This is a genomic window from Schumannella luteola (assembly GCF_013408685.1).
Lineage (GTDB): Bacteria > Actinomycetota > Actinomycetes > Actinomycetales > Microbacteriaceae > Schumannella > Schumannella luteola.
This window is the reverse complement of the sequence record NZ_JACBZY010000001.1, coordinates 360,691-375,060: the sequence shown is the minus strand read 5'-3', so window position 1 is coordinate 375,060 and position 14,370 is coordinate 360,691. Positions and strand designations below refer to the sequence as shown.

The following is a 14,370-nucleotide window of genomic DNA, read 5'->3' as shown; positions in this document are numbered from 1 at the left end:
CATCTGCGCTCGGCCGCCTCCGCCATCTCCCGTCACGTTCGACGTGGCGCGTCACGCGGCGCAGCCGAGGCGCGCATCCTCCCGCTCCGTGCTCCCCGCGCGGCGCGGGCCGGCCGACTCCCGATAGGCCCATGTCCTCCACCGCACCCTCGAGCGAGCCCGGCGACCCCGTCGTCGGCGCCGCCGACGGCACGCCGAGCGTGACCGACACCGCGACCGCGCCCCGGCGGCGCCGTCGCGTGGTCGCCGTCGCGCTGCCGCTGCTGATCGTCGTGGTGCTGGTGTGGCTGGCGTCGTGCGCGGCACTCAGCCTGACCTCGTCGAAGCAGCCGATCGGCGCCGGCGGCTCGGGTGGCGGACGTGCTGTCAGCTCCGACGCCTTCGCCGCCGGCTTCTCGGTCACGGGCGACGTCACGGTCGAGATCCGACCCGGCGTGGATGCTCCCATCGATGTGCGGGTCGAGAACCCGTACTCCGGGGCGCTGCGCGTCTCGGGCGTGCGGGTCGAGATCACCGGGGTCCAGACCACCGGGGTCGCGCCCGGCGTCGGCGCGGGGGCGCCGGATCCGGACGCGGGGGCGTCCGCCGGCGCGACTCCCGGTACCGCCGTCGACGGCGGGCGCGCGAGCGCGAGCGGATGCTCGGCCGCCGACTTCACCGTGGTGCAGTCGACGGCCGGGCTGCGGATCCCGGAGGGGGAGACCCGTTCGCTCTCGCAGCTCGACGTGCCCGTCGCCGACTGGCCGCGCATCGCCCTCGCCTCGGCGGAGCGCGCGCCCGACGCCTGCCGCGGCGTCACCCTGACCCTCGCCTTCCGCGCCGACGGGGAGGTGCGCTGATGCGCCCCCGCGCCGCCCGCCGCGCCCTCCCGACGGCGGCTCTCGTGCTCGCCCTCCTGGCCGTCGGCGGCGCCGCCTGGGCGTTCTTCACCGGAGCCGGCACCGGATCCGCGGCCGCATCCAGCTCGACCGGCAGCGCGGTGACCCTCACGACGGCGACCGTCACCACCGACCTGCTGCCCGGCGGCACGACCGCGCTCGCCCTCACCGCCGCCTCGGACGGCGGCACGGCGCGCATCCCCTCGCTCGTGCTCGACGGCGCCGCCGCCTCCGCGATCACCGTGGATGCGCAGCACAGCGCCGCCTGCCCCGCGAGCTGGTTCGCCTACACGGCGCAGAGCACCGGCTGGACCGTGCCCGCCGCTCCCGCGACGCTCGACATCACCCTGCCCGCCGCCCTCGCGCTCGCCGCCGACGCCCCGAGCGCCTGCCAGGGCGCGACCGTGACGGTCAAGCTGAAGGCGGGGTCGTGATGACACGCCGATCGATCTCCTCGCGCGGGCGCTCCGTCCTCGCCGCCGCCGGCATCGTCGCCGCGATGATGCTCGGCGCGATCGCCGTGCCCGGCATCGCGAGCGGGTTCTGGACGCCGACGTCGAGCTCGGGATCCGCCGCCGCGACGGCCGCGACCCTCGGCACGGGCGCGAAGCCGACCGTCTCGGCGTCCGCGCAGAGCGTGACCGTGAGCTGGACCGGATCCACCCCCGCCGACGGCTACGTCGTGACCCGCTACGGATCGGGTGGAACGCTGCAGACGATCCTCGCCGGCTGCGCGGGCACGATCACCGCGACCACCTGCACCGAGTCGGGCGTGCCCGCGGGCTCGTGGCAGTACACGGTGACGCCGCGCTACAAGAACTGGGTCGGCGTCGAGGGCGCGAAGAGCTCGATCGTCACGACCGCGGCCGCCGACACGACCCCGCCGGTGCACTCCTTCAGCCTCGGCTCCGTCACGGGCGCTGCCCTCGGCTCCGGCACGACGGCGAACACGATCTACTACCGCGGCGTCGTCGCCGGCTCCTTCACCCTGGTGGATGCGCTCAGCGACACCGGCTCGGGGCCCGCATCCATCTCGACCGGTCAGATCATGGGCACCGGCTTCACGCACAGCCAGTCGAACGTGACGAGCGGCCCGCCGTACACCTCGGCGCCCGTCTCGTGGACGGCCGGCACCACGGCGAGCCCGACGTGGGGCGTCGACGGATTCGACAAGGCGGGCAACCGCGCGCCCGCGACGCTCACCTTCGTCAACGACTCCGCTGCGCCGACCGGCGGTGCGATCTCCTACGCGAACGGCGTGACGCGCGCCTCGACCGTGGCCGTGCAGATCACCGCGGTCACGGACGGCAGCGGTTCGGGCCTCGCGACGCGCACCCTGCAGCAGAACATCGGGACCCTGACGGGCACGACCTGCTCGGCCTGGGGCGGATGGGACACGGCGCTCAGCTACACCGGTGACAACGCCTTCAGCTACGACATGTCGGTCACGACCGGCCGCTGCTACCAGTTCCGTTTCGTGGGCGTCGATCGGGTCGGCAACACCCTCACCACCACGAGCACCGCGGTGGTCAAGGCGACCGGCGCCTACGCGGCGACCGTGCTGTCGACCTCCGGTCTGCTGAGCCTGTGGCGTCTCGACGACAGCGGCAGCACGAGCTTCGCCGACAGCGCGGGCAGCAACACCGGCACCTACACCGGCACGACCGCGACGACGCCCGGCGCGACCGCCGATGGCGACGCCGGCCGCTCCTTCGCCGGCGGAGGCACCGGCACGGTCGCCCGCACGATCGCCGACGACTTCACGATCGAGTTCTGGATGAGGTTCTCGGGTGGCGTCGCCGGCTCGGGCAGCCAGTGGTTCAACGGCATCGGCCTCGTCGACGCCGAGACGCCGGGCATCGCGAACGACTTCGGCGTGGCGATCCTGCCGGGCGGCAGGATCGGCGCGGGCATCGGCGGCGGCTCGGTCAGCACCGGCGGCACCGGAGTCGACGTGACCGTGCCGAGCGCCTTCGCGGTCAACGACGGCGCGTGGCACCACGTCGTGATGACCCGCATCAAGTCGACCGGCGCGATCGCGCTGTACATCGACGGTGCCCTCTCGGGCTCGGCGACCGGATCCACCTCCTCACTCACCGCGAGCAATGTGCTCTCGATCGCGCAGCTGCAGACGAAGGTCAACGGCACCTTCACCGGCTCGCTCGACGACATCGCGATCTACAGCCGGGCGCTCACGGCGACCGAGGTGTCGTCGCACTATTCCGCCCGCTGAGCCAGCATTTGTGCTGACAAAGTCGCTAGCGTGGATGCGCGGCCTCGACACGACGACGCGGCCGCACTCTCGCACCGCGCGGCGCCGGCATCCCGAATCGGACCGGACCCGCGCATCCACGTCAAGGAGGACCCATGAGCGACGCGCTCGCGCCCCGCACCCTGAACGACGGCCACAGCATCCCCGCGATCGGGTTCGGCAGCTACCCGCACCACGGCGAGGACAGCGACGAGATGGTCACCAACGCGCTCGACCTCGGCTACCGCCTGATCGACACCGCCCTGCGCTACGAGAACGAGGTCGAGGTCGGCGCCGCGATCCGCCGCAGCTCCGTTCCGCGCGACGAGATCGTCGTCACCTCGAAGCTCGCCGGCCGCCACCACGGCGCCGCGGAGGCGCGCGATGGTGTCGCCCAGTCGCTCAAGAACCTCGGGCTCGAGACGATCGACCTGTTCCTCATCCACTGGCCGCTGCCGAAGCAGGGCAAGTTCGTCGACACCTGGAAGACGCTCGTCGAGCTGCGCGACGAGGGCAAGCTGCGCTCGATCGGCGTCTCGAACTTCACGCCGCAGCACCTCGAGCAGATCATCGACGCGACCGGCGTCGTGCCGGCCGTCAACCAGGTCGAGCTGCACCCCGCGTTCACGCAGGTGGAGCTGCGCAAGGTGCACGACGAGCTCGGCATCGTGACCGAGGCGTGGAGTCCGCTCGGCCGCGGCACGGGCCTGCTCGACGAGCCCGTCATCCGCGACGCCGCCGAGAAGTACGGGGTGACGACCGGGCAGATCGCGCTGCGCTGGCACGTGCAGCAGGGCATCGTGCCGATCCCGATGTCGTCGAACCCGGTGCGCCGCGCCGCGAACCTCGAGCTCGCCGGCTTCGAGCTGACGGATGACGAGGTCGCCGCGATCTCGGCTCTCGACCGCGGCCGCATCTGGGGCCAGGACCCGGACGAGCACGAGGAGTTCTGACCCTCGGTCTCGTCCTGGTCTCCACGAGGCCCGGCGTCTGACGCGGATACTGGCGAGCGGCGCATCCGGAACCCTGGGCGGGCGCGGGTGGGCGTCTCGCCAGTATCGCGTGGCGTCGCGCCAGTATCCCAGGGTGCGGATCTCAGAGCAGCGGCGGCTCCGGCTCCTCCTCGCGGTCCATGACCACGAGGTTCGGCATGGTCGTGGTGATGAGCGAGCCGTCGGTGCGCTGCATCCCCTCGAGGTCGCTCGTCGACGGCTCGCCGGTGAGCAGCGCGCCGTGGTGCTCGAGCGACACCGTGACCGGGGCGTCGGCGCGCACCGAGACGGCGGTGCCGCGCACGAAGACATCGGCGCCGCGGCCGGTCTCGACCGTGAAGGAGATCTCCGAACGGGCGACGCGCACGCGCAGCCGCGAGCCGCGCAGTGTCAGCGGGAACTCGATCGCCTCCCACTCGACCGGCAGGCGCGGGTCGAACGAGATGCGCCCCGCGTGGTCGCGCATCCCCGCGAAGCCGTAGACGAGCGCCGTCCACACCCCGCCGGTCGAGGCGACGTGGATGCCGTCGCTCGTGTTGCGGTGCAGGTCGGCGAGGTCGACGAACGCGGCCGAGTAGAAGTAGCGCAGCGCGAGGGCGTTGTAGCCGACCTCCGCAGCGACGGCCGACTGCACGACCGCCGACAGCGTCGAGTCGCCGGTCGTGAGCGCGTCGTAGTACTCGAAGTCGCGGCGCTTCTCGTCGGCCGTGAACTCGTGACCCTGCAGCAGCAGGGCGAGCACGACATCCGCCTGCTTCAGCACCTGGTGGCGGTAGATCACCAGCGGGTGGAAGTGCAGCAGCAGCGGCCGCTGCGAGTCGGGGGTGTTGTCGAGATCCCAGACCTCCTTCTCGAGGAAGGCCTGGTCTTGGGGGTGGATGCGCATGCCGGCGTCGTAGGGGATGTGCATCGCGTCGGCGGCCGCATCCCAGTCGAGCACCTCGTGCTCGCCCAGCCCGAGCCGCGCGACCATGCGCGCGTAGGCGTCGACGTCGGTCGCCTTGAGCCGGGCGACGGCGGCGACGGCGTCGCGGAGGTTCGCCCGCGCCATGACGTTCGTGTACAGGTTGTCGTTGACGACGGTCGTGTACTCGTCCGGTCCGGTGACGCCGTGGATGTGGAACGCGGTGTCGCCGTTGCTGCGCCAGAAGCCGAGATCGGCCCAGAGGCGGGCGGTCTCGACGAGGATGTCGACGGCGCCGGCCGCGAGGAAGTCCTCATCCCCGGTGGCCGACACGTACTGCTGCAGCGCATGCGCGATGTCGGCATCGATGTGGTACTGCGCCGTGCCGGCCGCGTAGTACGCGCTCGACTCGAGGCCGTTGATGGTGCGCCACGGGAACAGCGCGCCCTTCTGGTTCATCTCGGCGGCGCGGTCGCGGGCGGCCGGCAGCATCCCCTCGCGGAAGCGCAGCGCGTTGCGCGCCGCGATCGGGCGCGTGTAGCTGAGGAAGGGGAGCACGTAGACCTCGGTGTCCCAGAAGTAGTGCCCGCCGTAGCCGGATCCGCTGACGCCCTTCGCGGCGATGCCGCCGCCGTCCGTGCGGGCGCTGGCCTGGATGAGCTGGAACATGTTCCAGCGCGTGGCCTGCTGGATGTCGGGCGCACCCTCGACGACGACGTCGGAGTTCTGCCAGAAGTCGGCCAGCCAGCCCTGCTGCGCGGCGTAGTGCTGCTCGAGGCTGAGCTCGTTCGCGCGGTCGAGGGTGCGGTCGCAGCGGTCGGCGAGCTCGCGCACGGGAACGCCGCGCGAGGAGTGGTAGGTGATGCGCTTCTCGAGCTTGACCGGCACGTTCGCCTTCGCCCGCACCCGGAAGACCTGCTTGGCGATGTCGTCGCTGATCGTCGACGAATGATCCCAGTCGTTCTCGGTGACGAGCACGTGATCCATGGCGGCGGCGATCGTCATGCCCGAGTTGGTGGTGCGGTAGCCGAGCAGCGAGCGGTGCTCCTGCTCGCGCGCGAGGCGCGGCTGCAGCACGCGCTCGGTGAACGCCTCGCCCTTGCGCGGGTCGAAGGCGGTCGCCGCGGCGGCGCCGTTGTGGAACTCGTCGACGCCGTCCTGCCGGTTCAGCAGCTGGCTCGACAGCAGCACGGCGGCATCCGCGTCCAGCAGCGTCACCTCGTACTCGACGATCGCGAGGTGGCGCTCGGTGAACGACACCATGCGGCTCGAGCGGATGCGCACGCGCTTGCCGGTGGGGGTGCGCCAGATCAGCTCGCGGGTGAGTCGGCCGTCGCGGAAGTCGAGGCGGCGGCTGTAGCGGTCGAGGTCGGCCTCGGTGAGGATGAACGGCTCGTCGTCGACGTAGAGGCGCACGACCTTCGCGTCGGGCACGTTGACGATGGTCTGGCCGACGCGCGCGAAGCCGAAAGCCTCCTCGGCGTGACGGATCGGCCAGGTCTCGTGGAAGCCGTTGATGAAGCTGCCGTGCGTCTCGGCGTCGCGGCCCTCGTCGAGGTTGCCGCGCAGGCCGAGGTAGCCGTTGCCGACCGCGAAGAGCGTCTCGGTGCGGCCCTGGATGCGCGGGTCGAAACTGGTCTCGACGAGCGCCCAGTCGTCGAGGGGGAAGCGCCCGCGGTCGAGCGGGTCGTGAGGCTCGGTGAGCTGCATCAGGCGTTCTCTCCGTGGATGGTCGGGCTGCAGTGGAAGGGGTTCGGAGACCCCGAGAGAAAGTAGTTCATCGAAGTTCTTCGCCCGAATCGGCACCGCCGGCCGGAACCGCGGCGACGTCGGCGGCGAGCTCGCCCAAGTCGGCGACGACGAGGTCGGCGCCATGCTCGAGCAGCGCCTCGGCTCCGACGCCGCGGTCGACGCCGAGAACGAGCCCGAAGTCGCCGGCGCGGCCGGCCTGCACGCCCGACTCGGCGTCTTCGACGACGACGCAGTCGGCCGCGGTGAGTCCGAGCCGCTCGGCTCCGGCGAGGTAGGTGTCGGGGGCCGGCTTGCCGGGCAGCCCCTCGCGGGCGGCGACGGCTCCGTCGACGACGATCTCGAAGCGGTCGGCGATACCGGCGGCGGCGAGCACGGCGGGGGCGTTGCGCGAGCTGGAGACGACGGCGACCTGGTAGCCGGAGGCCTGCACCGCATCCAGGAAGGCGATCGAACCGGGGTAGGCGGTGACGCCGTGCTCGGTCAGCTCGGCCGTGAAGAGCGCGTTCTTGCGGTTGCCGAGACCGCCGACGGTCTCGAGCTCGGGGGCGTCGTCGACCGTGCCCTCGGGCAGTTCGATGCCGCGCGAGGCGAGCAGGTCGCGCACGCCGTCGAAGCGCGGCTTGCCGTCGATGTGCCGGAAGTAGTCGGCCTCCGTGTACGGCGCGGCTCCGCGCGCATCCAGCTCGGCCGTGAACAGCCGCGACCAGGCGCGGCGATGCACCTCGGCCGTCGGCGTGAGCACGCCGTCCAGGTCGAAGAGGAAGGCACGCACGGAAGCCAGGCGCGAGCGGAACATGAGACCCCTTTGTGGTGGATTCGCGTCCGCTCGTCACGCGTCCGCACGTCGAGCGTAGAACCGTCAGGGGGTCGGATGCACGTCCCCTGTGCGGTGAACACTCGGACGGGGCACGCGGCGCATCATGTGCTCATGGCACACAACGCAAGCGGCAACCAGTCCGGCGACTCGGCACAGACCTGGGATTCGGTGAACTCGGGCCAGTCGGACGATATCGAGAGCAGCCTCACCGGGCAGGGCACGAGCGACCGCGAGATGGTCGCCGACACCCAGCGCGACGAGGCGGACGAGCGCGAGAGCGACACCCCCGAGATCAGCTGAGGGCGGATCCCGCCCGCACCGACGACAGCGCGCATCCCCGCACCGCGGAGTCTTCTCCGGTGCGGGAATGCGCGCTCGCGTCGTCCTGCGGCGTCAGCTCGCGGTGGTGTCCGCCTCCGCGTTCGCGTCGGCGCCCGCCTCCGCGTCGCCGCCCTGCTCGGCGCGCACGTCGAGCGCCCAGATCACGCCGAAGCGGTCGCGCAGCTGGCCGGCGAGCGGCGACCAGGCCGACGCCCCGAGCGGCTGGCGGATCTCGGCTCCGTCGACCAGGCCGTTCCAGATCGCGGTGATCTCGTCGGCGTCGTCGCCGCTGAGGTAGACGTAGAACGCGTTCTCGCCCTGGTCGTAGCCCTGGTGCGGCCAGACGTCGAAGGCCATGACGCGCACGCCGCTCGAGGTCTCGACCTGGCCCCAGACGATGCGGTCGGCCCACGCCGGATCCTGCGAGGCGCCCATCTGGCCGTAGGTCATCATCGCCGGCGCGACGCCGAGGGCGGTGCCGTAGAACTCGAGGGCAGCACGGGCGTCGCCGTCGAAGTTGAGGTGCGGGGTGGTCGTGATCGACATGTCGTCTCCTTGGGGTGTGACCTTGTTGAGGTGACTCTCTCCGCAGATCAGGCCAGATCCTGACCGCTACTTCGGCGAGAATCGAGAACATGACCGATCCCTCGTCGCGGATGCTCGAACTGCTCTCGCTGCTGCAGGTGCGCCGCGAGTGGGCGGGCGAGGTGCTCGCGGAGCGGCTGAACGTGAGCCCGCGCACGGTGCGCCGCGACGTCGACCGCCTGCGTGAGCTCGGCTACCGGGTCGAGGCGGCGCGCGGTCCGGCCGGCGGCTACCGGCTCGAGGCCGGATCCGACCTGCCGCCGCTGCTCTTCGACGACGAGCAGGCGATCGCCGTCGCGCTCGCGCTGGCCGTCGCGCCCGCCTCCGGCGCCGACATCGCCGAGGCCGCGACCCGGGCGCTCGCCACCGTCCGGCAGGTGATGCCGGCGCGGTTGCGTGGTCGGGTGGATGCCGTCGCGGTCACGCCGACGACCGCCGGCACGGCTGTCGACCCGGATGTGCTGGTGGCCGTCAGCGAGGCGACCCGTGCACATGAGGTGCTGCGCTTCGACTACGGCTCGGCGTGGGGCGAGGCCGCCGACCGCCCCGCGCGCCGGGTCGAGCCGCACGCCGTCGTCGCGCGGAACGGGCGCTGGTACCTGCTCGCCTGGAACGCCGAGGTCGGAGAGGCCGGCGACTGGTCGACATACCGCATCGACCGGATGCATCCGCGCGCGCCCACGCGGCTGCGTTTCACGCCGCGCGCGATCCCCGGCGGCGATCCGGTCGCGTTCCTCGCGGCGCGGTTCCGCGGATCGAACGTGGAGGCGGGGGCGGGCTCTGGTGCGACCTCCGGCTGGCCCTGCGTCGGCACGGTCGAGATCGCGGCGCCCGCGCGGCGGATCGCGCCGTTCGTCGGGGCCGACAGCGGCGGCGGCATCGGCGGGAGCGCTGGCGGCGACGCCGACACCGTGCTCGTCGAGATCGACGCCGAGACCTCGCGGCTCACGCTCGGCTCCTGGTCGTGGCGCGCGCTCGCGGCGCGGTTCGCGGGGCTGGATGCCGAGTTCCGCATCCAGGGCCCCGCCGAGCTGAGCGCGGCCGCGCGCGAGCTCGCTGCTCGACTGGCTTCCGCTGCTCCGGCGGGCTAGAAGCGCTCGGGACCGGCGGCGGCGGCCGGCTGCACGCGCAGCCAGGCGAGATGCCGCGGCTCGAGCACGATCCCGCCGCCGAGGCTCACGACGCGGCTCGTGATGAGCTCGGTCGCGATCGGCGCGAACCCGCTGAGCACCTCGGCGCTGATCTCCGCATCCTCGTCGCCGAAGTTCGCGAGCACCAGCACGGTCGAGCCGGTCGCATCCGAGCCGTCGCCGGCACCGTCGCCGAGGGCGGATGCCGAGTCCGCCGTGCGCTGGAACGCCAGCACGTGCGGCGAGCGCGCGTCGAAGGGCAGCAGCGTCGTGCCGGCCAGCTCGGGCGTCGCCTGGCGCACCTCGATGAGCCGGCGCATCCAGCGGTGCAGCCAGCCGGCGACCGTGCGCTCGTCGTCGCGGCTCGCGTAGGCCTCGGCCGGGTACTCGGGCCGGTTGACCCAGCGGCTGTCGCGCGCGCGCTCGGGATCGTCGGCGTAGCTGTAGTCGTTGAGCTGCCCGACCTCGTCGCCGAGGTAGATCAGCGGCACGCCGCCGGTGCTGAACGCGATCGAGTGCGCGAGCACGACGCGCTGCACGCCCGCCGGGTCGCGGGCCTCGACGCCGGCGAGGGAGGCGGTGGTGCCGGCCACGCGGGCATCCCCGGTGCGCGGGTTCTCCTGAAAGAGCACTCCCCGCGCGAAGCTGCCCTCGAAGCGGCCGGAGTAGAACTCGTTGAGGAAGCGGCGGTGGGCGCCGGCGTCGATGCCGAGCTCGGCCGCATCCTCGTCGGCGAAGGTCCAGCCGATGTCGTCGTGTCCGCGCACGTAGTTGACCCACGCCGTGCCGTCGGGCAGCGTGTGCCGGCGCTCGAGCGCCTGGCGCAGCAGCCGCGGGTCGCGCGTCGCGAGCGCCTCCCAGGTCAGCGCCATCTGCAGCGGGTTGTAGCTGAGGCGGGCCTCGTCGGTCGAGATGTAGTCGACGACCTCGTCGGGATGCACGATCGCCTCCGACAGGAACACCACGCCCGGCGCGGCGATCGCGAGCACCGCGTTGAAGGCCTGCAGCAGCAGGTGCGCTTCGGGCAGCGACTCGCTCGGCGTGCCGAGCTGCTTCCAGATGAAGGCGACCGCATCCATGCGCAGCACGTCGACGCCGAGGTTCGCGAGAAACAGCATCTCGCCCGCCATGGCACGGAACACGGTGGGGTTCGCGTAGTTGAGGTCCCACTGGTAGTGGTGGAACGTCGACCAGATCCAGCGGCCGTCGGGCAGCTGGATGAAGCTGCCGGGGTGGTCGTCGGGGAAGATCTCGCGCACCGTCTGCTCGTAGCGATCGGGCAGCTCGCGGTCGGGGAAGATCAGGTAGAAGTCCTCGTAGCCGGGCTCGCCGGCCACGGCCTTCCGCGCCCACTCGTGGTCGCTCGCGGTGTGGTTGAAGACGAAATCGAGCACGAGCGACAGGCCCGCCTCGTGCAACTCGGTCGCCGTCTGGCGCAGGTCGGCGATCGTGCCGAGCGCGGGATCGACCTCGCGGTAGCTGCTGACCGCGTAGCCGCCGTCGTCATCCCCCTCGGGCGTGCGGAACAGCGGCATGAGGTGCAGCCAGCCGAGCCCCAGATCCTTCAGGTCGGGGATGCGGGCGCGCATCCCCGCCAGGTCGCTGGCGTAGCGGTCGACGTAGGCGACGCCGCCGACGAGCCGGTTGTCGGCGAACCACGGCTGCTTCGGGGCGCCGGACGTGACGCTGAGGGTGTCGGAGGTGCCGCTGTCGGCGTGCGACTCGGAGGGCAGCTCGCGCTCGGCGTCGCGATCGCGCAGGGGCTGGGCGCGCGCATCCCAGCTCTCGCCGGCGATGAGGATCGTGTCGCGCAGCGCCTCGAAGCCGTCGGCGCGGTCGCCGTAGAGGCGGAAGAAGAGGGCGTGCAGGCGCGGGAAATGCTCGTCGAGGCGGCGATCGAACTCGCGGTCGCCGCCGAGCAGCGCATCGCGGATCGTGTCGAGGTCGCGGGCGGCATCGGCGTTCAGTGCGGGCATGTCGATCCTCCTTCCGGCACCGTCGTCGGTGTGCTCAGCCTAAGTCTCAGGCGTAGCGCAACCCGTCCGGCGGGCCGGGGGTGGTGGATGCGGGTGCTCGGCTGGTAGGGGAGGGTTGCGTCGCGCTCGCGCCCGGCCCGGGTCGCGCGGGTAGCGTCATCCGCATGACCTACGTCGCTCATCCCGACCGCTACGACTCGATGCCGTACCGCCGCACCGGACGCTCCGGTCTCGACCTGCCGCTGCTGTCGCTCGGCTACTGGCACAACTTCGGCGACGACCGCGCGTTCGAGTCGCAGCGCGCGATCGCCCGCCGCGCCTTCGACCTCGGCATCACGCACCACGACCTGGCGAACAACTACGGCCCGCCCTACGGCGCCGCCGAGGTCAACTTCGGCCGTCTGATGCGCGAGGACTTCAAGCCCTACCGCGACGAGATGGTCATCTCGACGAAGGCCGGCTGGGACATGTGGCCCGGCCCGTACGGTCAGGGCGGCGGCTCGCGCAAGTACGTGCTCGCCTCGCTCGACCAGTCGCTCGAGCGCATGGGGCTCGACTACGTCGACATCTTCTACTCGCACCGACTCGACGCCTCCACCCCGCTCGAGGAGACGATGGGCGCGCTGCACACCGCGGTGCAGCAGGGCAAGGCGCTCTACGTGGGCATCTCGTCGTACGACGCGGAGCGCACCCGGCAGGCGGCGGCGATCCTGCGCGAGCTCGGCACCCCGCTGCTCATCCACCAGCCCTCGTACTCGATGCTGAACCGCTGGATCGAGACCGAGGGCCTGCTGGATGCGGCGGCCGAGGTCGGCGCGGGCGTCATCGGCTTCACCGCCCTCGCGCAGGGCCTGCTGACCGGCAAGTACCTCGACGGCGTGCCCGCCGACTCCCGCGCCGCCGCGGACAAGTCGCTGGATGCTGGGTCGATCACGCCGGAGCTGGTCGAGCGTCTTCGCGCCTTGGATGCGATCGCCTCGCGTCGCGGCCAGTCGCTCGCGCAGCTCGCCCTCGCGTGGGCGCTGCGCGACGAGCGCGTCACCTCGCTCGTGGTCGGCGCCTCCCGCGTGGAGCAGCTGGAGCAGAACGTCGCCGCCCTGCAGAACCTGACGTTCACGGATGCGGAGCTCGCCGAGATCGACGCCTTCGCCGGCGACACGGCCGGCGTCGACCTCTGGTCGGGCGCCCGCGTCGGCGACGTCTGAGGCCGCCCCTCTCGCTTCTCGCTCGCTCGGTTGTCTCGCGCGTCTCGCGCCGTCGAGCGGCCAGAGATGCAGATCACGCCCGGCGTGTCATCCGCATCTCTGGCCACTCGACGCGCCCGGCTCGTCGCGCGCTCGCCGGAGTGGTCACGAGCACCCCTCCGGCGCTGTTATAGTCGTCAGGTTGCTTCGCGGCTCCGGCCGAGAGGGACATGCGCCCGTAGCTCAACGGATAGAGCATCTGACTACGGATCAGAAGGTTGGGGGTTCGAATCCCTCCGGGCGCACAGAGAAACCCCTGGTCCGCCGGGGGTTTTCGCGTATCTCTACGCGACACACGGTAGGGCCGCTCCGGAATAGCTCCGGACTACTTGGCCGCGTTCGGCGCGGTATTCGCTGGCGCTGATTGAAGTGCTGTCGTGTCGGACCGCACCTCTTGCGCGGTCCACTCGCTGTCGAACTTGAGCTCCGAGCACTCGCGGTGAATCGCGGCGGCGTCGCCGACGATCAGGGTGACCGGAAGTTGAGTCCACCGACTCGAACTCTCAGAACGGTCCATTGCGTCTTCCCAGAGGCTCCCGAGATTCACTTCCTCTCGGTAGATGTCAGGGAGGGGGGCGCCTACCGACCACAGCGTGATTGCGGCTCTCTCGGATTCGGCCAGGGTTGCTGTGACCTCTAGGCTGGCCTGTGCCTCGTACTCCTGCTGCGTGAGGTTCGCGCTTTCGTCTCTCGCCAGGCGCAACGCCTCGTCTGAAAGCTCCAGCGATCGACGGAGCCCGGTTGGGGCTACCGCGAACGTCATCGAGCTGAGATACGGAGCGTTCCGGGTGGTCAATCGCAGGGCAGCTCCATAGGAGAGGCCTTCTCGTCTCAGGAGTGCCGAGAGCGAACTTGGATGGCGCGCGACACGTTGTTCCAGAGCGCTTGCCATCACCCAGGACGCACTGCCGTAGTTGCTCGGTCCGACCCCGAGACGCAGCACATGCGCGAGATTCCCTGCGCCGCTGTCGATGAGTCCGAGGAACGGCCGCGACGGGGATCCGTAGACCGGCGCGGCGAGGTCAGGCAGTGCCCCGGGGAAGTAGCCCCTCGGCCCGATCTGGGTGCGACGCCCCGAGGCGAAGGTTACGACCTCCCTATTTGGTCGGATCGACAGAGTCCTTCGCGAGTTTGAGTCTGCCGTTTCGACGATGCGGCGTCCAATCTCTTGCGCAGCACGGAGCGGATCTCTCGGGGCAGAGTCGTTCGAGCGAATGTCGAGGTCGGCCACAGCGATTGGCGGTGGTGTGAAGTCGACCAACACCCGGCGTAGTTCTTCCTGATGGTCGGCGGGGACTGTGAACGCCAAACCGAGACGGTCCGGTTCTTCGACGAGCGAGCGATGGGCACCGAGGGCCTCGAGCCGTCGGTCGAGAGGCGCCGATGGATTGAACGGGCGAGTCAGGTATCGGCCGATCGCGGGTCGAAGGCGGACGTCGAGATCATCCGCGTCAAGGATTTCGATGCTGACAACCGATGTCGCGGTCAATAGTTGTTCCGCCATGCGATTAGCACCTATT

The 14,370-nt window shown here is 71.2% G+C and carries 12 protein-coding genes and 1 tRNA gene; 8 read left to right on the top strand and 5 right to left on the bottom strand.

The annotated features are described in order from the left end of the window. Positions 1-131 precede the first annotated feature (131 nt). From BJ979_RS01735 to BJ979_RS01720, 4 genes are all read left to right on the top strand, one after another. On the top strand, positions 132-839 hold the full coding sequence (locus tag BJ979_RS01735; protein ID WP_179564599.1) for a hypothetical protein: 708 nt from the start codon (positions 132-134) through the stop codon (positions 837-839). Continuing rightward, a complete protein-coding gene (locus BJ979_RS01730) occupies positions 839-1,312 on the top strand; it encodes a hypothetical protein (protein ID WP_179564597.1) in 474 nt (157 codons plus the stop codon). The genes BJ979_RS01735 and BJ979_RS01730 overlap by 1 nt, the downstream gene beginning before the upstream one ends. Beyond that, entirely contained in the window at positions 1,312-3,111 is a 1,800-nt protein-coding gene (locus BJ979_RS01725) for a LamG-like jellyroll fold domain-containing protein (protein ID WP_179564595.1), read from the top strand. Before BJ979_RS01730 ends, BJ979_RS01725 begins: the two co-directional genes overlap by 1 nt. A 134-nt stretch (positions 3,112-3,245) precedes the next feature. Further along, positions 3,246-4,082 (top strand): aldo/keto reductase, encoded by an 837-nt coding sequence (locus BJ979_RS01720; protein ID WP_179564593.1) that lies wholly within the window; start codon positions 3,246-3,248, stop codon positions 4,080-4,082. A 142-nt stretch (positions 4,083-4,224) separates the two neighbouring features. On the opposite strand, the gene BJ979_RS01715 is transcribed toward BJ979_RS01720, so the two are convergent. Next, positions 4,225-6,735, bottom strand: coding sequence for a glycoside hydrolase family 65 protein (locus tag BJ979_RS01715; protein WP_179564591.1), 2,511 nt, complete (start codon positions 6,733-6,735; stop codon positions 4,225-4,227). A 67-nt stretch (positions 6,736-6,802) separates the two neighbouring features. Next, entirely contained in the window at positions 6,803-7,573 is a 771-nt protein-coding gene (locus tag BJ979_RS01710) for an HAD family hydrolase (protein ID WP_179564589.1), read from the bottom strand. A 132-nt stretch (positions 7,574-7,705) separates the two neighbouring features. Between BJ979_RS01710 and BJ979_RS01705 the strand changes: the two genes are divergently transcribed. Continuing rightward, positions 7,706-7,894, top strand: coding sequence for a hypothetical protein (locus BJ979_RS01705; RefSeq protein WP_179564587.1), 189 nt, complete (start codon positions 7,706-7,708; stop codon positions 7,892-7,894). Between the two features lie 93 nt (positions 7,895-7,987). On the opposite strand, the gene BJ979_RS01700 is transcribed toward BJ979_RS01705, so the two are convergent. Then, positions 7,988-8,461: a VOC family protein gene (locus BJ979_RS01700; RefSeq protein ID WP_179564585.1), complete on the bottom strand. Its 474-nt coding sequence runs from the start codon at positions 8,459-8,461 to the stop codon at positions 7,988-7,990. A gap of 89 nt (positions 8,462-8,550) precedes the next feature. Between BJ979_RS01700 and BJ979_RS01695 the strand changes: the two genes are divergently transcribed. Then, a complete protein-coding gene (locus BJ979_RS01695; RefSeq protein ID WP_179564582.1) occupies positions 8,551-9,591 on the top strand; it encodes a helix-turn-helix transcriptional regulator in 1,041 nt (346 codons plus the stop codon). On the opposite strand, the gene BJ979_RS01690 is transcribed toward BJ979_RS01695, so the two are convergent. Next, a complete protein-coding gene (locus tag BJ979_RS01690; protein WP_179564580.1) occupies positions 9,588-11,606 on the bottom strand; it encodes an alpha-amylase family protein in 2,019 nt (672 codons plus the stop codon). The two genes, BJ979_RS01695 and BJ979_RS01690, sit on opposite strands and share 4 nt — an antisense overlap. A gap of 164 nt (positions 11,607-11,770) precedes the next feature. Between BJ979_RS01690 and mgrA the strand changes: the two genes are divergently transcribed. After that, entirely contained in the window at positions 11,771-12,811 is a 1,041-nt protein-coding gene (gene mgrA, locus BJ979_RS01685) for an L-glyceraldehyde 3-phosphate reductase (RefSeq protein WP_179564578.1), read from the top strand. Positions 12,812-13,022: 211 nt separating this feature from the next. Continuing rightward, positions 13,023-13,095: transfer RNA gene (locus BJ979_RS01680), tRNA-Arg, on the top strand. 80 nt (positions 13,096-13,175) lie between these two features. On the opposite strand, the gene BJ979_RS01675 is transcribed toward BJ979_RS01680, so the two are convergent. Further along, on the bottom strand, positions 13,176-14,354 hold the full coding sequence (locus BJ979_RS01675; RefSeq protein WP_179564576.1) for a hypothetical protein: 1,179 nt from the start codon (positions 14,352-14,354) through the stop codon (positions 13,176-13,178). Positions 14,355-14,370: the final 16 nt, after the last annotated feature.